The 19,403-nt window shown below is 34.3% G+C and carries 20 protein-coding genes; 14 read left to right on the top strand and 6 right to left on the bottom strand.

Going from position 1 to position 19,403, the window contains the following annotated elements; all coding sequences use genetic code 11:
* Positions 1-91: 91 nt before the first annotated feature.
* The 3 genes from AAGU07_RS06940 to AAGU07_RS06930 all read left to right on the top strand — a co-directional run bounded on the left by AAGU07_RS06940 (position 92) and on the right by AAGU07_RS06930 (position 1,641).
* Positions 92-781 carry a hypothetical protein gene (locus tag AAGU07_RS06940; protein ID WP_342458390.1) on the top strand — a complete coding sequence of 230 codons (690 nt, stop codon included), beginning with the start codon at positions 92-94 and terminating at the stop codon, positions 779-781.
* A 68-nt stretch (positions 782-849) separates the two neighbouring features.
* Positions 850-1,242 carry a hypothetical protein gene (locus AAGU07_RS06935; protein WP_342458389.1) on the top strand — a complete coding sequence of 131 codons (393 nt, stop codon included), beginning with the start codon at positions 850-852 and terminating at the stop codon, positions 1,240-1,242.
* A gap of 183 nt (positions 1,243-1,425) precedes the next feature.
* On the top strand, positions 1,426-1,641 hold the full coding sequence (locus AAGU07_RS06930) for a hypothetical protein (RefSeq protein WP_342458388.1): 216 nt from the start codon (positions 1,426-1,428) through the stop codon (positions 1,639-1,641).
* Between the two features lie 204 nt (positions 1,642-1,845).
* Here the strand turns inward: AAGU07_RS06930 and AAGU07_RS06925 are convergent, their stop codons facing one another.
* The 3 genes from AAGU07_RS06925 to AAGU07_RS06915 all read right to left on the bottom strand — a co-directional run bounded on the left by AAGU07_RS06925 (position 1,846) and on the right by AAGU07_RS06915 (position 3,857).
* On the bottom strand, positions 1,846-2,505 hold the full coding sequence (locus AAGU07_RS06925; protein ID WP_342458387.1) for a DUF998 domain-containing protein: 660 nt from the start codon (positions 2,503-2,505) through the stop codon (positions 1,846-1,848).
* Between the two features lie 295 nt (positions 2,506-2,800).
* Entirely contained in the window at positions 2,801-3,418 is a 618-nt protein-coding gene (locus AAGU07_RS06920) for a carboxymuconolactone decarboxylase family protein (RefSeq protein ID WP_342458386.1), read from the bottom strand.
* A 73-nt stretch (positions 3,419-3,491) separates the two neighbouring features.
* Positions 3,492-3,857, bottom strand: coding sequence for a response regulator (locus tag AAGU07_RS06915; protein WP_342458385.1), 366 nt, complete (start codon positions 3,855-3,857; stop codon positions 3,492-3,494).
* A 569-nt stretch (positions 3,858-4,426) separates the two neighbouring features.
* Here AAGU07_RS06915 and AAGU07_RS06910 point away from each other — a divergent pair.
* Positions 4,427-4,660, top strand: coding sequence for a hypothetical protein (locus tag AAGU07_RS06910; RefSeq protein WP_342458384.1), 234 nt, complete (start codon positions 4,427-4,429; stop codon positions 4,658-4,660).
* A 394-nt stretch (positions 4,661-5,054) separates the two neighbouring features.
* Positions 5,055-5,468, top strand: coding sequence for a HEPN domain-containing protein (locus AAGU07_RS06905; RefSeq protein WP_342458383.1), 414 nt, complete (start codon positions 5,055-5,057; stop codon positions 5,466-5,468).
* A 113-nt stretch (positions 5,469-5,581) separates the two neighbouring features.
* Here AAGU07_RS06905 and AAGU07_RS06900 read toward each other — a convergent pair whose 3' ends face one another.
* A complete protein-coding gene (locus AAGU07_RS06900) occupies positions 5,582-5,962 on the bottom strand; it encodes a DUF5518 domain-containing protein (RefSeq protein ID WP_342458382.1) in 381 nt (126 codons plus the stop codon).
* A gap of 288 nt (positions 5,963-6,250) precedes the next feature.
* Here AAGU07_RS06900 and AAGU07_RS06895 point away from each other — a divergent pair, with 288 nt between their 5' ends.
* Entirely contained in the window at positions 6,251-6,688 is a 438-nt protein-coding gene (locus tag AAGU07_RS06895) for a DUF3795 domain-containing protein (protein ID WP_342458381.1), read from the top strand.
* Positions 6,689-7,175: 487 nt separating this feature from the next.
* The gene (locus tag AAGU07_RS06890; RefSeq protein WP_342458380.1) at positions 7,176-8,810 is read left to right on the top strand and encodes a PAS domain S-box protein; all 1,635 of its coding nucleotides are present in this window, start codon (positions 7,176-7,178) and stop codon (positions 8,808-8,810) included.
* Positions 8,811-8,938: 128 nt separating this feature from the next.
* Here AAGU07_RS06890 and AAGU07_RS06885 read toward each other — a convergent pair whose 3' ends face one another.
* Positions 8,939-9,487 carry a dihydrofolate reductase family protein gene (locus AAGU07_RS06885; RefSeq protein WP_342458379.1) on the bottom strand — a complete coding sequence of 183 codons (549 nt, stop codon included), beginning with the start codon at positions 9,485-9,487 and terminating at the stop codon, positions 8,939-8,941.
* Between the two features lie 486 nt (positions 9,488-9,973).
* On the opposite strand from AAGU07_RS06885, the gene AAGU07_RS06880 reads away from it, so the two are divergent.
* From AAGU07_RS06880 to AAGU07_RS06865, 4 genes are read left to right on the top strand one after another with little or no spacing between them, the layout of a single operon-like run.
* Entirely contained in the window at positions 9,974-10,768 is a 795-nt protein-coding gene (locus AAGU07_RS06880; RefSeq protein ID WP_342458378.1) for an acetoacetate decarboxylase family protein, read from the top strand.
* A gap of 40 nt (positions 10,769-10,808) precedes the next feature.
* On the top strand, positions 10,809-11,645 hold the full coding sequence (locus AAGU07_RS06875; RefSeq protein ID WP_342458377.1) for an SDR family oxidoreductase: 837 nt from the start codon (positions 10,809-10,811) through the stop codon (positions 11,643-11,645).
* A gap of 22 nt (positions 11,646-11,667) precedes the next feature.
* Entirely contained in the window at positions 11,668-14,064 is a 2,397-nt protein-coding gene (locus AAGU07_RS06870) for a DUF362 domain-containing protein (protein ID WP_342458376.1), read from the top strand.
* 58 nt (positions 14,065-14,122) lie between these two features.
* On the top strand, positions 14,123-15,424 hold the full coding sequence (locus AAGU07_RS06865) for a DUF308 domain-containing protein (protein WP_342458375.1): 1,302 nt from the start codon (positions 14,123-14,125) through the stop codon (positions 15,422-15,424).
* Positions 15,425-15,576: 152 nt separating this feature from the next.
* Here AAGU07_RS06865 and AAGU07_RS06860 read toward each other — a convergent pair whose 3' ends face one another.
* On the bottom strand, positions 15,577-16,215 hold the full coding sequence (locus AAGU07_RS06860) for a tetratricopeptide repeat protein (protein ID WP_342458374.1): 639 nt from the start codon (positions 16,213-16,215) through the stop codon (positions 15,577-15,579).
* A gap of 256 nt (positions 16,216-16,471) precedes the next feature.
* Between AAGU07_RS06860 and AAGU07_RS06855 the strand changes: the two genes are divergently transcribed.
* The 3 genes from AAGU07_RS06855 to AAGU07_RS06845 all read left to right on the top strand — a co-directional run bounded on the left by AAGU07_RS06855 (position 16,472) and on the right by AAGU07_RS06845 (position 19,277).
* Complete coding sequence (locus AAGU07_RS06855; protein WP_342458373.1) at positions 16,472-17,245, top strand: nitroreductase family protein; 774 nt, start codon at positions 16,472-16,474, stop codon at positions 17,243-17,245.
* A gap of 192 nt (positions 17,246-17,437) precedes the next feature.
* Complete coding sequence (locus AAGU07_RS06850; RefSeq protein ID WP_342458372.1) at positions 17,438-18,007, top strand: hypothetical protein; 570 nt, start codon at positions 17,438-17,440, stop codon at positions 18,005-18,007.
* A 409-nt stretch (positions 18,008-18,416) separates the two neighbouring features.
* Positions 18,417-19,277, top strand: a complete 861-nt coding sequence (locus AAGU07_RS06845) for an alpha/beta hydrolase (RefSeq protein WP_342458371.1) — start codon at positions 18,417-18,419, stop codon at positions 19,275-19,277.
* Positions 19,278-19,403 lie beyond the last annotated feature (126 nt).

Raw genomic sequence — 19,403 nt, 5'->3', positions numbered from 1 at the left:
AGGGTATGGTGCATTTCGGAGAATTTATTAGTAAGATGAGACATACACTTCAAGTGTAAAATATATCACATTTTGTGATATCTGGAGGAGGGTGCAGAAAATTCAGTTTAATTATCCTATAGTTTTAACATTAATCAGTTTATTTGCACTTTGTATGGTTATTGTCTTAATTAAATTAATTTACAGGCATAATCCTCATGTTAATATGCAATATGGAAATGAAATTATCCTTTTTCACAGTGATGAACGATTTAAAAAAAGAATTTGGAGATTTAATCTAATTGAAGAGCTGAAGAACCTAAAAAATAAAGGAAAAATTACAGGCGAATTGGAACTCAAATTGGTGGTGGGAGAATTCAGCGAAGATACTCAAGAGATAGTTAAACACGCAATTAATCATAAATTTAGATTAATAACAATTATAGCTGGTCCTAAAGTCTTTTGTGAAGATAAAAATGAAATTTACACACTTCTTGATAAATATGAAAGTGTTAAATATTTTATTTTACCAATAAGGCCTATTAAGCACTTTATGATTCTCTCAATAAATTCGCAGAATTTATTGGAGCCCTCGAAAAACTCAGTCTTTCGTAAGTTTAATAATGGTCATTTATATATAGAAAAGCCTCATAGGCACAATGAAAGCCGAGGATCAGTTGGTGTTAAACATAGCAATCCTGAATTAATAAAAATTTATGGCAACGCTTTTAATGAAATGTTAGGACACGCTCAACTATTAACTAAAGATAAAGTGTTAAACCAACAGTGTTACGATGAATAAGAGATAAGTTTTAACATTTCAGTATTGTAGTTAATAAATAGAAAAACAAACGATTAAAAGGAGTAAAAATGGACATTACAGCTTTAATCCCTGAATTTTTGGTATTTAGTTTAGCAGGGGCTTCTTTATCTATAGCTGCGTATTCTGCATTTAGAGATAATAATGACGATAAAAAATTGCTTTTGATCATTGCAACTTGTTTTAGCAGTGCATTTTTAGTACTTTTTATTTTATCGTTTATTACAATGGATAACATGGACACTTTACCCTATACACTGGCTTTAATTTTTTATATCTTGATTTTTATGGCAATACTTTCCATTATTGGGTTTATTATTCACAGGTTAAGGGTAGATCAGAAAGTTAAAGATGATGAACTGGACTCTGCTATAGATATAATAGAATCCAGCAAGGATGGTTTAGATAGTTTTATTAGTTTGCTGGAATCTCGAAAGAAATAAACGTTATCTATTTGTTATTTAGATTAAATAAAGCGTTATATATTCCTTTTTAAAATTTACTGTAAATTTTTTTTGAGTACTGTCTAACGGAATCCTTAAAAGAAGGATAGATATATGAAATAGTACTTATTATTAAAAATATATAATTTAGTATGATGATCAAATTTACAGGATTATAAAAAAATGACACCTCGAAATATGGAAGAAGGTTATGGATCTAAAGACCTTTTAAAAAAGGCGCGTGAAAGCAGAGGTAAAGACTTTAAGAAAGTGCTTAAGGAAGTTGAAGATGCGATTGAAAAATCCGAAAACCCTGATGAAAACCTTTTAAGGGCTAAAAAAATACTTACGGCTAGAATGAGTTCTAGAACGCATGATAAGGAGAAAATTTCCAAATAGGATCTATTACTGCTTTTGACGTGCTGAATATTCTATTTTTTAATTTTTAAAGCTGTGTTAGTTTGTAACTTTTTTTTAATGTTTTTAGTATCTAAACTAAATTAGATGGTTTCAAATTCTTTAATTATACTTTAATTTTAAAAAAAGATATTTATTGATTTTAAATAGATAAGTAGACAGTGATGGATTTTAATTACTAAACTATTACCAGTAACCTTCAGTGAACCTTATTCGAACCCAGTCCTTTCCCCTGCTCGTAAGGTAGCCCCCAAGGCCTATGATATATAAAAGAGTGGGGTATGCAATAAACCTTTCAGCACCTCCCAAACCTAAATATGCTGCAAAAGGATTATTTCCATAACTTACAGCGAATGATATGATTAGTATGAGAGAAAACAGACCAGTTACTAATGAAACTACAACCATGGGTATGTTTAACCCCAATCTATAGGAAAAAATGACAGCTAAACTTCCAAATAGGAATACAATTACTGAAAAGAATGCATGTGCGCTTCCAGTATATGAAGGGAACAGTCCTACCCCTAAAGCACCTGCGGCGGCAATGGCCAGGCAGGATGAAAATAGGCGGCAGCCTCCACTTTTGAGGATTAAATAAACTGCTGCAAGTACAAGAATTCCCATGATGATAACGCTGAGGTTAAAAATTATAGCTGACGGTTCTACAGGGGGTAATGTACCTCCTAAATCACTTAACGTGTTTTTAGCAACGCTGTAGCCTGGAAACTGTGTTTCGGCCAGGTTAACTGCCAAAAAAAATTGTAAACAACCTATTAACAATAAAATTCCCGCTTCTTTATAGTAATCTTTTTCTGGTCTGAATATACTTCCCCTTTGAAATTTCATGACTCAACCTTTAAGATATGATACTTTTCTTTATGTAATTCTTAATTATTACTTTTTACGATTATTACATGTTTTTTTTGAATAATTTAATGCTATGATTACATATCTTGTAAAAATAACATTTAATCTGGAAGTTTATTCTCATTATATGTAGAAAAAATAATCCTTTTTTTCAAATGCCTGTAAAGAACAGGGTACCTCCTAATATTCCATTAGAACAGTATATTTTAATTATGCTTTGTTATCTCTATTTTCAAGATTTGCAGCCATTTTTTGGTTTAGAGATAGTATTTTATTAAATTTTAAAGTTAATAACAGGTTTTTTAAATAAGTCAGATATTAAAGCGTGAATAAATGAAATGGGTATAAGTACGACAGCACTTAAAATCAGGCTTATCTCATAGGGTAAGCTGCTCCTTGGATCAGACTTACCTTTTAACCGGTTAAAAAAAGAACTCCCTGCAATACCATAAGTATTTCCTATCATAATAGTACGAATCGAACCAAGGATGCCTTGTGCTCCGGATATCCCATAAATTTTTACAATGCGCTGCCATGATTTTAGGGTAGGGTTTCCCCGGGTATCTGCATAATGCTGTGCAAACATGACTGCTGCAATTTCATCATCAGGAATATCCTCCATAATTCCTGAAAGCAGCTTCTGGATTTCTTCACTGCTCATCCCACTTTCAAGAGCTCTTTTTGTGTGGGCGTAAGAACATACTTCACAGTCGTTCACTTCAGTTACTGCGAGCATGATCCTTTCTATGAATTTTGAGTTTAATTCATTATTTTTTTTAGCCTTGAACATATATTTCATGGTTCTTATTCCTTTATAAGAGATCCAGTAAGATTCTTTAATGGAATAAAGTTTTTTACCAAATTTTTTGTATTTAGGGTAACTATCTGTCATGTAAATCTGAACTTTTATTAATTATAATATGTTGTCTATAAAATAAAAATATTATTTTTAAGGGTTAAAATGCTTATTTCCTCTCTGAAACAGCTCTTGAAATACTATATTCTAAATGACCTTGATTTATAGGTTTACTTAAAACAACAGCATCTTCCGGTAGCCCGAATGATTTAATCAGGCAGTTTTTAATAAAAATAGTCAGGAATATAACTGGAATTTTATAGAGATCATTTATTTTGTTTGCAGCTTCCACGCCGCTCATTTCACCCTTTAATTTTATATCTATTAGAACTAGATCTGGGTTTAAAATTTCTGCTTTTTGAACTGCTTCTTCTCCATTTGAAGCTATGTCAGTTACTGTGTGCCCTAAATTTCTTAAAATGGTTTTTAAGTCTGAAATAGTTCTAGGATCATTCTCAATTATCAAAACATCCATAACATATTTTCATAATACATTGATGTTATAGTTTTGGATTAGGAGGGGTAGTATAATTAATAATTATCATTTTTAAGGCTTAAGCTGGATCTAATGGGACAATAGATTAAAGAAATCAATCAATTTCTTCTAAAATTAAAACTGAAGCCCCCAGAAGAATGGAGTTAGAAGTTACCTGTAATGTATGAGATAGCTGGGGGCTCAGGAAATGCTGTCGATATTCACAGTTAACCATCATAATTTTAGGTGAAAAAATAAAAATTTGTAATAATTTCAAGGATTTAAACCGTTAAAAAGTAATCAGTTATGAGATACGGCTTTATAAAAGCCATTAAAATATTTATTATTTGAAAATGGTTAACAGGAAGGTTGTTTTTAATAGCCTAGAGGGATATTCTAAATCTTGTACTATCTCAGTTTGTTACTAAATTAGTAATAATTATTACTATCAAAAATCAGAGTAATATAAAATGGTTTTAAAATTTTTTAGCGGGTTTTCACCTAAAATTTAACTTAAATATATTCTATTATAATCTTGATTGGGAAATTAAGCAAATGGGGTGATGTATGTGAGTAACGATGACTTGATAAATGAATTTGCAACTACAAAGGAATATCAAGCGTGGCAGGAATCATTATTGGCCATTATAGGGTATGCTAAGAATGAAGAAATTAATGATGAAGACCTTATCACTGATTTTATAGCGGATCATATTAATTCGAGCCTTGAATTAGCAAAAGCATTGGAACGGATAAAAAAGAAGCTGGATGAAAAAAATTTAAAAGAAAAAACAGGTGAATGATCTATTTTTTAATTTGAAAGTCTATTTTTTTGGTAAATGGTACAGATTTTAAATAGAAAATTATGCAGGCTACTGTTAAAATCCTTGAAAATCTACGATTTTCGAATGCTTCGTCATATTACTGTATAGCGAAGAAATTTCTATCAGTATATAAACTTATATTTTCAATGAAATCTCTGAAAAACTAATAATTAAGTCTTTCCATTTGTATTTAATAGGAAATAATAAAATTATTCTGTAACTGATAAAATAATAGAACAGATTTTGTAATTCATATTGTTAACAGTAATTGTAATGGACAATGGGACTCAAAAAGAATAAACTAGTGAACGGACATGATTTCAATGATTTAACTAGTTTAACAAATAATCTTGACTAAAAAAGGAGAATTCAAATGAACTATAATCGATACAAAAAAGGGAATATAGTGCAGATTTGTATCGATTATGGACTAATTGAAAAAGAGCTTAAAGAAGCCCGCTACGATTTAGAATCTGCAGAAAATTCTATTAAATCAGGAAATTACAAGTGGGCCATAGTTCAAAGTTATTATTCCATGTTTCATGCTTTCAGGGGGCTCCTTTTTAGCAGAGGTTACAAGGAAAAGAGTCATTCTGGACTTAAATTTGCAATTAAAAATCTGTTTGTAAATTATGGAATTATAAGTGATGATATTTTCTTAGATTTTGATGCTGCTATGAAAGCAAGAGAAATGGCAGATTACAGCTATATTTATGATGAAAAAATTGCATTGGATATAATTGAATCTAGCAAAAAGTTAATTAACGAGGTAGAAAGTTCTTTTTAATGTTAAAATCATTACTATTAGATAATAAGTAAGCAGCATATATTTGGATAAAATTAGTAACCAATTAAATTTGGAAAAAAATGTTTTTTAGGCATAATTGGGTAAGTTTAAAGTCACCTTTTGACTACAACCCCAATAACGCCCCCTATCAAACTTAAAACCAGGCTTATAACTATGGATAATTGAAGGACAACATATCCTGTAGTTAGGACATTGTCTAACCCTATTTTTAATCCAATGGCACTTATATTTCCAAAGCCCAGGACAAGTATTAAAGCAATTATTAAACCACCAATTAATCCTGAAATTGCCCCTACAACAGCGCCGTCTTTTTCATCCATTCTTTCATAGTCTTCAAACCCTTCACTGGGGTAAGATGCTAGAAATCCTCCGATAATAGGCCCTAAAAAAGCTAGAGGGAAGAATATCAACGATAAAACACTAGTTATAACTGCATTAATTAAAGCACTTATTCCTATAATTTTCCAGTCCATTTCATCAACCTTAAAGTTTATATTTACTTGAATTTTCCCTTTGATGTTTTTAAGTTTATGGTTGCATGTGCTTGAATCTATTTTATTTAATTGAATATTTGAATTAAAAATTTTAATTAGAACGGTTTTTTCCCTAAATACTTGTATAATTGAAAATATTTCAGGTTGCAAAAATATAAAACATTTTTTAACATATTTAAGCAACTGCTGCATGTAATTTTAGTTTAATGAATTTCGCATACCATAGTTTTATATCTATGTTCTAAAAAACTGATTTCAGTGATTAAAATGGGAAACGAAAAACTGATTACATGCTGCGGCCTGTACTGTGGGGACTGTTACGGCTATAATGGAAAAATAGCGTCTTTAGCAGGAAAACTTAATGAAGAACTCGATAATACAAATTTTAAAAAGAATGCGGACCATTTTGCTGCAATTCCTTTTTTTAACGAGTTTAAAAACTACGACAGCTTTGTAGATGTATTAAAAACCTTAAAAAGACTAACCTGTGAAGGTTGTGGGGACGGGGGAGGCCCAGCTTTTTGTGAAATTAGAAAATGCTGTGGTGAAAAAGAAATTAGGGGCTGCTGGGAATGCGGCGAGTTTAAAAGCTGTAAAAAGCTTAATTTCTTGAATGCAACCCACGGTAATGCACATATTAAAAATTTAGATGTCCTTAAAGAGAAAGGTGTGGAAAAGTTTGTAAATGGGGATAGATGCTGGTAAACAGTCTAATCCTGATTTTTATAGTAAATGACATGTGAAAATTCCCTCAAAAAATCAAAGCCTTCAAAAACCGCTGGTTTTTGATGCACCAAACATGAAATGTTTGAGTGCCACAAAAAATATTGAAAATATTTTTTAGAGGATTAAAGCACATAAACAAATTATCTTATTAAATAGCGTCAAAATATTTGATCATTTGCTACATTTTAATAGATTGTAGTGGGTTATCTTAATATATCGGTTGCATATTGATTATTTTTGGAAATACTAAAGCATAGATGATTTTAAAAAATCAAAATAATTATATAATTCTATTTTTACTTTAATCAACTATTTATTTGTTTTTAGTTAAATAACTGGTCTAAATCGGTTTGTTTCCTTATTTTTTCTAATTTAAAGTCAAGTCATAAAAAACTTATGTAAGATCGTATAACATGTTGATTAATTGAGTTTAAATGATGCATAAAAAAATACGCAGGATGGAATTATGGGGGAAAATTCACCTGAAAAAACTTTAAGTGAACTCAAAGAAAGTAAAAATATTTTAAAAGAGTTTATTGAATCATTTTCTAAATCAGAATCTGTTATAGATATGGGGAGCCATGTAATTATTCCCAAACAGACTTTCAAATCTTTAAAAGAAAGCCAAAAAAATTATAAAACTCTTTTTGAATTATCTCCTACTTACACAGTTCTCTTAGGATTAGATGGCACAATTAAAAATTTTAATAAGAAAACAGAATTATTTGCAGGGATGCCGCGGGAAAAGCTAATTGGCATACCTTTTACCGAGTTAGATTTCGTGCCTGAAGTGGAAATGAATGCACATGTTGAAAGGATTTCTAAACTAGCAAAGGGCGAACTGGTTGAACCATTTGAATCAAGGATAGTAGAACCGAATGGTAAAATTCACTGGATTGAAGTCCATTCAACTTTACTTAAAAAAGGAAATGAACCTCATGGCATTTTGGTGAGTTGTAATGATATCACTGAGCGTAAAAAGACAGAAAATGCATTGAAAGAAAGTGAAGAGAAATTCAGACAAATAGCAGAGAATATGGGGGAAGTGTTCTGGGTCATCGACCCTAAAACAGGTGAAGTGATATATGTAAGCCCGGTGTACCAGTGGGTATGGGGCCGTACCTGTCAGAGCTTATATGAAAACCATGAATCCTGGATCGAAGCTATACACCCTGGAGACCGGGATCGAACGGTTGAAATGATCTGGAACGGATTCGATAACGCTGATGAAGCCAAGGATGGTTTTGAATACCGCGTAATAAAGCCTGACGGCAAAATTATATGGGTATGGATGCAGTCCTTTCTTATCCGGGACGAATCAGGGGAAATATCTCGGATTGTAGGTGTTGCATCGGAGATCACAGGATACAAAAAAGCAGAACAGGAAATTAAGGCACTTTTGGATGAACTCAAGCGTTCAAATGAGGAATTACAGCAGTTTGCATATGTCACGTCCCACGACCTGCAGGAACCGCTCAGGACAATTGCCAGTTTCACTCAGTTGATGGAGAGGCGTTACAAAGGAAAGCTTGATGAGGATGCTGATGAGTTCATGGACTACATCGTGGATGCGAGTGTGCGGATGAAACAGATGATCATGGATTTGCTGGAGTACTCGAGGGTCGGAACAAAACAGGAAATGTACCGGACCATAGACATAGAATCCAAACTAAACGATGTGCTTGTTAACTTAAACGATTTAATTGAAAGAAGCCGTGCTGAAATTACGCATGATTCTCTTCCAGTGGTATTTGGTGATGAGAGCCAGCTTTTATTGTTGTTGCAAAATTTAATTACAAATGCCATAAAATTTAGAAAAGAAAATGAACCTCCAAGAATTCATATTTCAGCTGTCAAGGACCCTGAAAAGAATGAATATGTGTTTTCAATTGCTGATAATGGAATTGGTATAGAAGAACAGTATTTTGGCCGTATTTTTACTATATTCCAGCGTTTACATACAAGAGAGGAGTATCAGGGAACTGGAATTGGGCTTTCCGTTGCGAAGAGGATTGTTGAAAGGCATGGGGGCATGATTTGGGTCGAGTCTGAGTTTGGTGAGGGGTCAACGTTTTACTTTACTATTCCAATCAACCTTTAATAAAAGTTGATCAAAAGTCCATTAGCTTCAGAATATTGAAGTAAAGGTTCAGTTTTTTTATTTTATGATCCTATTAGAAAATCAGAAAGCATTAACGAAAATTGAATATTTTTATATTTAAATAAAAGTTATTTATTCTTCCATTCTATCTTATCTCTCTTATAATAATGCTTAACCAGATACTCACTTATAAACTCGACCTTCTCACACTTAAACCTCAAATCTGCATCTAAATGCCCAAACAAAGGAATACCTTCACCCAGTAAAATCGGCACCGTGGTAATTATCATTTCATCAATTAAATCTTCTTTTAAAAATGACTGGATGGTTCTGCCGCCGTCGACATATAAATTTTTGATTCCCCTAGCTTCAAGGCATTTCAATATATCTTTTAAGTTTCCATTAACAATCTCTGCTTTGCCCTCTAATTCTGGAGGAACATTCTCTAAAATATTGCTTAAAACAAATACTGGTCGATTATATGGCCATGGCTCAAAACTTAGCGCTGTTTCATAGGTGTTTCGGCCCATTAAAATCGCATCAATCCCTGCTATAAACTCACCGTACCCAAAGTCGCTGTTATCTGGGTTGGGAATATTAACTAGCCATTCTATATCTCCATCCGGCCGGGCAATAAACCCGTCAAGACTTGTTGCAATATAAACAACAGTTCTCATTTTATCTCTACTAAATTTGTTAAAATAGCCTGCTTAAGGCTCATTCTTTTATACTTTTCATGATAAGTATATTATTTAAATCAGAAATAATTTTGGTCAAAATTTTTTACTATGGCACTGGCTGAATTTTGGAATACAAATAAACCCAAAGACTCTTCAAAGAGTTTATAATGAATTAAAATGGGAATATGGGTTTTTATTGAATTTGGGCCATTGAATCTCAATAAATCCATAAATACTTAGATTAAAAATTCGTTTAAAATTTCATGCCTATGAAATATTTTTAATTATAAAATGAGGTATTGTGTATTTTTAAATCAGATATGGATTTTATAATGGAAATTAACTCAAATTTGGATATAATATTTACTAAAATTTATTAATAATTAATTTGAGTAACTTTTACTGTCAGTACTGACATAAACTTTTAAGTATACTATAACATATTATTAAATTAATTAATTAATTGGTATCGGAGTGTATATTATGTTTAAAACGCAAAAAAATTTTACATATTTGATGCCGGCTCATTTCGGCGGAGGTAAGTTTGACCCTGAGGCCAAACTTACCCAGAAATCAACAGCTCTGTTGATAAGATACGAAACTGACCAAAAACTTCTTGAAAATTATATTCCTGAAGGATTTGAATTAAGGTCTCCTGAGATTCAGGTTGCTTTCAACAAATTCACTGAGATTAACTGGATGCAGGGCGGACACTATAATCTGATCGATGTTTCAGCGCCGGTCAGATTTAATGGGAAAAAGGAACAACTGGATGGGAACTATTCTCTGGTGGTCTGGGAAAACAACACTACACCTATCCTTGGAGGACGTGAACAAACAGGAATTCCTAAAATTTTCGCCGATATTGAAGACCTGCATATTCTAAAACCCCACTATGCCACCACTGCCAGTTACGCTGGAAACACTTTTTTAAACATGAATTTTGAAGCTACCTGGGAGCTGACTGGTGATGAATTTGAACAGGCAAAAGCACAGTCTTTGTCTTTAAACACCATTGGGTGGAGATATATCCCTAAAGTTGGAGTTCCGGGGGCAGAATTAAGTCAGTTTATCCTTTATCCTCAAGGCATGGAAATGGAAACAGCACAAATTGGAAATGCCAGTCTTAAATGGACTGAAATGACTCCAATGCAAAATCCCGCTCAGTTCCATATAATCAACAGCCTCGCTGCTCTACCTATAAAAAAGATAACTAATGCTATATTTTCAGAGGGGAACGCGACTCTCAGGGCATTTGGTGCTAGAATCTTGGAATGAATTAGATATTGTGATAAATGATAATTTAAGAGGTGGTATGATGAGTAATTTGGAGTATTATGCGGATAAAATTTGTATTGTAACTGGTGGAAATTCAGGTATTGGATATGCATTGTGTGAAGAGCTTTTAGAAAGAGGAGCTATCGTCTATATGGCCGGACGTAATCCTGAAAAGGTTGCAGGTGCTGCGGGACAACTTTCAAAATATGAAGATAGAATTCACACAGTTATTGTGGATGTGACAGTTCAAGAACAGGTGGAAAATGCCATTAAAGGCATTGTTGCTGAGGCAGGTCGTTTGGACTTCTTATTTAACAACGCAGGAGTTGGAGGTACACTGCCGTTTGAAGATGCTACACTTGATGATTGGAAAACTATTATTGATACCAATCTCTGGAGTGTAATTTATGGCGCCCATACTGCTGTGCCTATCATGGCAAAACAGGGATTTGGACATATTATCAATACCAGTTCCATTGCAGGAATTATTCCGTTCCCCTTCCAGGCGTTATATTCTCTTACAAAATTTGGTGTCTCTGCCCTTACGGAGTGCCTTAAATATGAGTATGCAGAGAAAGGCCTCTATTTTTCAACCATTTGTCCGGCTAATATTGCAACACCTATATTTAAAAAATCAATCGACGGTAAAACTCATGATGAAGCAAAGATTCCTGAAGATGCATATCCCGTGGATAAAGCAGCGGTCTATATTTTGGACAGGGTTTGCGAGCAAAAAGGGATTATCATAGTGCCGGAAGAACCATATACAGAATACTGGAAAAGCTATGTCATGGGAAAATCTGAAGTAGAGGAGCTTTTATTACAAATGGCCCATGATCGTAGAGAATCTTACGAAAAGAAAGGATCATACTTCTAATATTCTAAGGATTGTTGATATCATGGATGCAACAGGATACTATGGAAAAGGAACTCTCGTAAATTCAGAGATCGGGAAAAAAGAAACGGATTCACAGGGATCACCAGTTTGTGGTGCCAGGATGGATCCTTCAAAAGCATATGCTGAGATTCCTGAACTGCTTCAGAAGGTAATCAATGAGGATAATGGGGATGCGTGGGCAGCCATCGTGAAAAAAATTGATTATATTTATGCCCATGTTGATCATTCACTTGTTTATCTTGACAGGGAAACGAATTTTATCGAGGAGGTACAGTCACAGGTAAAGTATGGAAAAAAATTGTTATTTAAGCCTAACCTCGTTGGACCGCAGGTTATTGAACCAGATACGCATGGTGAAGATCTGGGTGCCCCCATCTGTACAGACTGGTCAGTAATAGCTGCTTTAATGAGATGGTTCCACGACAAACTCTCCATTGATTACCATCAGATGGCGTTAGGTGAAGCTTCTACATCTTCCCTTCTTTGCTCAACAATTTTTAGCCAAAAAGCAGGAAAAACAGTCACATCTGAAGCGGTTTTTGAAGGGCGTTGTGGAGATTTCTATGGTGGATGGGGTTTCTACTTCGTTCGCCGGTATCTTAAAGAACATCATTCAGAGTCCCATACTGACGACCCTATGAAAGGCTATGAAGATAGTATGGCTGGTAGATATTTACCTCCGGGTAAAGCAGAGGACCGATTAATGGTCTATGATTTAAATAAGCTAGACAATACATCCATGGGAAGGACAGTATCTGTTCCTGAGGGAGAGAATTACTCGGAGATTACCATACACAAGATAATTATAGGGGGTGATCCTCAAAATGCTGACGATATTAGGGATTATCCGGGGTGCGTCCTGATCAACGTCCCTAAACTGAAAATCCACGCCCAGGATCTTATTACCAATGCCATTAAAAATCTTGGTATAGGTCTTTATCCAACACAGTGCCACTCAAGTACTGGACATAAGAATACATGGGAATATGCAATGCCCTCTTCGGAAACTCCGAGTTTTAAAGGGAAGCTGCCGCATATGCCGTGGGTTGTGGAGGTGGATGATGATACTAACCTTCCAGTGAAGGATGAAAATGGGAACTATGTTGTTACAAAGACTGCAGGAATGCCTGGAACTCAGGCAGATGTTATAAAGGCGGTTCAGGACCAGGGCGTTTTTATGGTGCATATTTCTGATTCAATTAACATGATCAATCTTAACCATAACCCTGAGGGTATCGCTGTCAGAATTCCTGAAGGATATATTTGGTCGTCCCTTGACTGCGTTGCAATGGACCTTTTATGCGCTAGATACTGCTTCAAGACTGTTTTGATGTCTGAAGGAATTGAGCTAAAAAAGGAGAACAACTGGATCACAGAGTTTGTACACCACGTTCCAGTGGCAAAAGTGGAAGGAAAAAATATAATAACTATCAGAGGACTTGATTCACCTCTCTTCAGGTATAACCTGTATCGTTATGTTGAAAATAGAGGTGTAGGGCAGCAGCAGTACTATGTTACTGGTTGGGACAGTGTAACGCACACTCCATTGGCTTCTCTGGCAGGTCATCTTGGTAGAATTGAAAATACAATGTTCATTGAACTGATGACGGAGAACATGTATTATAATCCAAGCTGCATGCTGTGGGATATGCAAAAAACCATTTTGAGCTATGCAGAAGCGCATGATACCTTAAATGGGTCATCGATTTTCAAGGAATTCATGGATGGTTTTGATGAAAACGGTGATGGTATCATTGATTACGATGAGAATGGAAGAAAGGGAATATGGACTCCTGGTTTCAGCATAATGTCCTATGCTTTGGATATTCAGATAACAGATGACTATGGAACACTCAAAGGGCCTTTTTATCAGAATGCAAATTTTGCACTCAAATATACCAATGAAAACTGGAATCCGCATGGGCATAATTTTTCTGAGGAGTACCTGTTGGTATGGATCGCCACTATTGCGTATGAACTGTCAAAGTCTGAAACAATTAGTGAGGATCCCTTTGTTCCTGGAATGAACTGGGGAAATGGAATGTGGCCTAGCTGGCAGCTTGCAAGGTGGACTTTGTTATCAAATAATATTTATGGTGCTCAGTTATTAGATCAAGTCAGTCTTGGCTCTCTTTATGGGATGGCATTCAGCTATGCAGATAAAACTGGAAATGATGGTTTATACACTGGAAGTATTGATCAAACTGAATCAAATCACAGTGCTATCAACACATATTTTGAGGAGGTTTCTAATGGGGCAGATCTTTTAGATTTCATTCTCTATGTACCAGTAGGCTTGGGAAGCATTGGTGGTGTTAAAATACCTAATGTAGAAGAGACTGATAATCTTGAAAAGATATTCACTGCTCATTTCAATCGTGGTCAGGAGATATGGTAAGTTAAAGATTGAATGATACATGATTTGTCTGCATTTAGTTATTTAAGGAAGATATAAAATGGCATCTGATAATTTAAAAACACAAAAAACATTTTTAAAAATGAGAAAGGAATATGATTTTTCCATAGAAGTCGTTATTTTAATGGTTTTTGCAGTATTCATGCTTGTATTTGGGTTTCTCCTGTTTAAAATTCATACTGGCGATTTGCCATATGCTCCAGACAGCACTTACGGCCTTTTCCTGGTCATAGTATCTTTTCAAATTATTACTATGGGTAAAACTCCATTCGGCGACTTCCGCCGTTCATGGGCACTTATTATAATAGGGATATGTGCGGCAATCATTGGAATGGTGGCCTGTTTTGTTCCAGGTTACCTTTCAGGACTCGTCAGAATGCTGGTTGGAATAATCCTTTTTGCTGGAGGGATTGCTCTTCTTGTGCAGCTTTTTGCATCTAAAGAAAAGGCGAAAACATGGATGAAAGTTCCGGGAATACTGCAGCAGCTGACAATTGCCTGCGGTATTGTCTATGTAATAACCCTTATTTCGGGTTTGGTAACACTGTTTCCAGGTATCACAACAGACCCGCAGACCGCATTGATTCTCATTATCTATGGAATTAGTTTTTTCTATCTTTCATGGTGTATTCATAAAGTTTCGAAGGTATATCCTGAAGAACAGGATGACCTTTTACTTAATAAATTGAATTCAGATAGCAGTAAATCAAAACTTTTCGCCTTTTTTCAGGAGACTTCCCTTCATCTCACACCTGCAATACTGCTTTTATTAGGAGTTCTCCTGGTACTTCTTGGTGTTCTTCTTTTTCCAGTAAACCTTGGATTAATACCATTTTCTCCAGATGGTCAGCTCGGCTTGCTTCTGGTCATCATTGCCATTCAGATGATGGCATTGGGTTCTACTCCAGTTGGTCAGTATAACCGTTCATGGCTGCTTATACTAATAGGAATTGTATTTGCGGCATTGGGAATTTTCTCATGCATCGTTCCAGGGATTCTAACTGATGTGCTTAGGATATTTCTGGGAGTTTTGAACATCTTGGGGGGAGTTATCCTGCTTATTAAACAGTTCCTGCCAAAACTGTATGAAATCAGGAAACCTTCATCTCAACTGGGTGAAGTGCCCCCTATTGCAAAAAAGCTTTCATTTACCCAGACTTTGCTGAACTTTGTGGCAATCGTTTTTGGTTTGACAATGCTTTTACCTTATCTCATTCCGGGCTTGATTATGGCAGGAATCCTTGTTATTAATGGAATGCTCCTTTTCTTATTGGCAGCTATTCTCCAGAAGATAACTATGATTGGAATTAGTGGTGGACAGCCAGCAGAAAATCCAGTATGATATGAATTTTTGAGATATTCCAAATTTCTTTAATTTCTTATTTTTTGAAATCCTAATGAATCCAAACACAAAATCAGAATTGTTAAAGAATTTAAAAAAGAATTAAATCTAATTATTCAATATAAAAAAGCAAATTACATTTTTAAATGTAATTAAAGTTCTAAAATCATTTCGCCCGCTTTTTTGGCATTTTTAAATCCCGGATCTAAATCTTGGGCTATATTATAGTATTTCAATGCCTCTTGAAGATTTCCCAGTTCCATAAGGACAACGCCTATATTGTACAGTGCCGCGGCCTCTTTTGGGTTTAATTCTATTGCTTTATTAAAGCACTGGATTGCTGCAGGGTATGCCTTAAATTTAGCTATGGTTGCCCCTTTATTGTTCCATGCAGTGGTGTCTTTAGGGTTTGCTTTTATGGCATTTTCGTAAGGTTTTATTGCTTTCTGGTATTTTCTTATCCTTTTCTGTTCGTAAACAGCCAGGGCTAATATGATTACAAATGGTATAATGTAAATATAAAAGACCGGATCTTTTACATAAGCTGGCTGGAACAGGTAGATGTAAACTATAACCATGCTCCAGAGTACCATGGCAATCCACATTCCTGGATGATAAACCCTGTTTTGATGACTTTTTCTTTGAAATATCCCATCTATAATGTTCCAGATACCAAGCGGGGCGAAAAATATGTATGGTACAAGGGATGCTTTAGTTAAAAAGGGGTAAGCAGAATATGCTAAGAAAAATATTCCTATTATCAGTTGAAACTTGCCTTCTATCCTTCTCATTGAATCATCTCTGTTTTCCCTTTGATAAGTTGAATTTCATGGTAAAACTTGCATTTTATTGTAATGCGTATTGTTATACTCTTATAAAAAGTATATGATTTTTAAGCTATTTAATTGCAATTAATTAAAAAATTTTTAAGTCTATTTTTGGCACTGGCAAAATAGTCTCTACAATTATATCCCAAGTTATACATATTAATAATATTGAATTTAGTAATATAAATTAATCCAAAATAAACTTTTTAGGAGTTAAATCATGGAAAAAACTGATTATTATAGTACGATATTTAAAAGAAGGTCGGTTAAAAAGTATGATCAAACTCCAGTTGATAAAAAAACTCTAGAAGAAATTTCAAATCATATAAAAAGTTTAAAACCTATGTACAATGACATCAAAACTGAAGTGAAAATTATACCGTTAGAACAAGTTGAAACGAAGAAGAAACAAGCACCACATTATATGGTTATATTTTCAGAGCCTAAAGGTGATTACCTGGTTAATGCAGGTTATATGCTGCAGCAGATGGACCTTTTCTTATCTGGAAATGATATAGGCAGCTGTTGGCAGGGTTCTCCAAGGCCCAATGAAGACGTGCTGAAAAATTCAGATCTGGAATTTGTAATTGTAATGTCATTTGGAAACCCTAAAAAATCAAAACCAGAGGAATTACATCGAAAGGGTGCTTTGGATTTTAAGAGAAAATCCCTAAATGAGATAAGTACAGTTAAAGGTGCAGATGAAATAGTAGAAGCGGCACGTCTAGCTCCTTCTGCAGGTAACAGCCAGCCGTGGTTTTTTACAGGTAATGAAAATATAATCCATGTCTATAGCTCTAAACCCTATGCTGTAAAAGAACATAAGGCACCAAGGGTTCAAAAGTACAACACTATAAGTATAGGTATTGCAGTTTACCATTTACAGGCCGCGCTGGAACACTTCGGCAAAAAAGTTGCAATTGTATCTGATGAAAACGCAAAAACTAGAGCCCCCGAAAACTATGAGTATGTGGTCAGTTTGAAGGCGGAATGAATATTGCGTGAAAATGGGAGTTGAATTTGAGGTACACTATTAACATATCTGATTTTTGAAATTTCAGGATTTTATGTATCTAATATGCATTAACAGTCAATTCTTTATCTGGGTCATCTATTAAATAATGAAAAAAAAATCTGCTTTAAACTATAAATACATGGCGAAATGATAAGTACATGGTGAAGTCATTTGATCAAAAATAAAACAATTGCGGCTATCCTCGCTGTTTTAACATTCATAGCAGGAAGCGTTTTACTTACAGTTATTATATTTTATACATTGGGATATCCTCTTTCATCCATTCCTCAAAACCAACCATTTGTATTCCTTGCAATATTGGTAAGTGCATTCCTTGCATCTCGAGTTTATGGAAGAGGCAGTTCTGAAAGGGCAGCAAAGGCAACAAAATATTTGAATGAAACATTAGGGTTAAAACTTAATGAGAAGGATATTTGGAATGCACTGCGTGCAGTTGAGCATATGCCTCCATATGCTATAAAGAAATACATCAATTTAAATATAAATGCTGTAGATGAGTTTGAAGTCAGAATAAAAGATTATACTGATAAATTAAGTGAGGAAGAGATTCTAACCATAAAAAGAATCATAGAAATGCCTGTTCCTGAACTTCAGAATATATTGCATAACTTATATCTTGAAACTAAATTGGAACAATTTCAAGTACTTGCTAAGCCTGAAGCAAGGCCTTTAATTGAATTAAATGTAAAAGAGCTTAAAAAACTTTTATTTAATGAGTAAATTTTATAGTTACTCTGTCATTATCATGTAAACTCAATTTTTGTAGCATTATGGTTATTAATTTCTATTTTTTTTAATTATCAATTTTATAACATTTTTTGGATAGTTTAAACCAAAAAGTTAAAGTTTATTTTGTTTTATTTCCTGAACAGGACTATTTAAAAAAATATGAAAACCTTAAATTATTAAGTTTATATATTGTACTGGTGATTTCTATGACAGCAATGTGTTATGGGATATAAAGAACCATCTAAGTAAACTGACATAAAATCGGTTTATAATGATTGCACAGGTTGCAGAATTTATAAGTAATGTGTCTGCAAAACGTGACAAGTTAAAAAATCAGTAAATTAGCTGGAATAAGTTAAATTACTTTAATTTTTCTTTTTTGGAAAATAGGGGTGATTTTATGGGCAATGCAAAACAAATATATGAAACAGGTTCTGTGATATCTAAAGACGGTACTAAAATTGGATACAGGCAAATGGGCAGTGGTCCAGGCATTATTCTCCTTCATGGTGGTGTAAATGCGTCACAACATCTTATGAAGCTTGGAACTATGCTTTCAGATGAATTTACTGTATACATCCCAGATCGCAGAGGCCGTGGCATGAGTGGGCCGGTAGGTGCAGATTACAGTATAGAAAAGGAAGACGAAGATCTTAATGCTCTGCTTAAAAAGACAGGTGCACATTATGTCTTTGGAACGGCTGACGGTGCACTTTTTGCACTGCATGCTGCTATTTCTAATCCTGCCATCCGTAAAGTCGCCGCTTATGAACCTCTTGTTTTCGCTGGACAGCCTGAACTGGAGCAGTTTAAAACCACTATTCAACATCTAAATAAAAATATAACGGAAGGTAAAGTGGCCAAAGCAACAGTAGACTTAACAAAGGATTCAGTTGAATTTACTAAGCCCATACCTGACTTTATGATGGTGCCCCTTGTTAAATTTATACTGTGGATAAATGTCAGGACTGTTAAAGGTGATGATGTATCTTATCAGGAACTTATACCTACACTGCGCGATGAATTACATCTTGTGGAGAAAACTGAAGGGACACTTGATGACTACAAAAATGTGCCTGCAAGAGTTTTACTGCTTGAAGGTAACAAGACTCAATCTTTATTAAAAGAGAGTTTAGATGCATTAAATGAGGTACTGCCCCATTCTAATCTCATTGAACTTAAAGGCCTTAACCATGACTCAGCTCAAGATTATGGCAAGCCTGAGCCAATTGCACAGGAATTAAAACGTTTCTTTTTGTAGCACTATTTGCATGTTTATACTAATTTTATTTTTTTATAATAAATTTAATTTTACAGTTAGGTTTTTGTATTTATTTTCCAAAATTTCAGGTAGAGCAATACAATAATAAACCTGGCTATAAATAAG

The sequence above is a fragment of the Methanobacterium sp. genome, assembly GCF_038562635.1.
In the GTDB taxonomy this organism is placed as follows: domain Archaea; phylum Methanobacteriota; class Methanobacteria; order Methanobacteriales; family Methanobacteriaceae; genus Methanobacterium_D.
The sequence above is the reverse complement of the archived record's forward strand: the minus strand, read 5'-3'. Positions and strand labels throughout refer to the sequence as shown.

Coding starts and splice junctions, on each gene's coding strand:
- AAGU07_RS06870 (WP_342458376.1), top strand. CDS start 11,668: ATGGATGCAACAGGATACTATGGAAAAGGAACTCTCGTAAATTCAGAG.
- AAGU07_RS06885 (WP_342458379.1), bottom strand. CDS start 9,487: ATGAGAACTGTTGTTTATATTGCAACAAGTCTTGACGGGTTTATTGCC.
- AAGU07_RS06935 (WP_342458389.1), top strand. CDS start 850: ATGGACATTACAGCTTTAATCCCTGAATTTTTGGTATTTAGTTTAGCA.
- AAGU07_RS06905 (WP_342458383.1), top strand. CDS start 5,055: ATGAACTATAATCGATACAAAAAAGGGAATATAGTGCAGATTTGTATC.
- AAGU07_RS06845 (WP_342458371.1), top strand. CDS start 18,417: ATGGGCAATGCAAAACAAATATATGAAACAGGTTCTGTGATATCTAAA.
- AAGU07_RS06920 (WP_342458386.1), bottom strand. CDS start 3,418: ATGACAGATAGTTACCCTAAATACAAAAAATTTGGTAAAAAACTTTAT.
- AAGU07_RS06925 (WP_342458387.1), bottom strand. CDS start 2,505: ATGAAATTTCAAAGGGGAAGTATATTCAGACCAGAAAAAGATTACTAT.
- AAGU07_RS06895 (WP_342458381.1), top strand. CDS start 6,251: ATGGGAAACGAAAAACTGATTACATGCTGCGGCCTGTACTGTGGGGAC.
- AAGU07_RS06875 (WP_342458377.1), top strand. CDS start 10,809: ATGAGTAATTTGGAGTATTATGCGGATAAAATTTGTATTGTAACTGGT.
- AAGU07_RS06865 (WP_342458375.1), top strand. CDS start 14,123: ATGGCATCTGATAATTTAAAAACACAAAAAACATTTTTAAAAATGAGA.
- AAGU07_RS06880 (WP_342458378.1), top strand. CDS start 9,974: ATGTTTAAAACGCAAAAAAATTTTACATATTTGATGCCGGCTCATTTC.
- AAGU07_RS06915 (WP_342458385.1), bottom strand. CDS start 3,857: ATGGATGTTTTGATAATTGAGAATGATCCTAGAACTATTTCAGACTTA.
- AAGU07_RS06855 (WP_342458373.1), top strand. CDS start 16,472: ATGGAAAAAACTGATTATTATAGTACGATATTTAAAAGAAGGTCGGTT.
- AAGU07_RS06930 (WP_342458388.1), top strand. CDS start 1,426: ATGACACCTCGAAATATGGAAGAAGGTTATGGATCTAAAGACCTTTTA.
- AAGU07_RS06890 (WP_342458380.1), top strand. CDS start 7,176: ATGGGGGAAAATTCACCTGAAAAAACTTTAAGTGAACTCAAAGAAAGT.
- AAGU07_RS06860 (WP_342458374.1), bottom strand. CDS start 16,215: ATGAGAAGGATAGAAGGCAAGTTTCAACTGATAATAGGAATATTTTTC.
- AAGU07_RS06900 (WP_342458382.1), bottom strand. CDS start 5,962: ATGGACTGGAAAATTATAGGAATAAGTGCTTTAATTAATGCAGTTATA.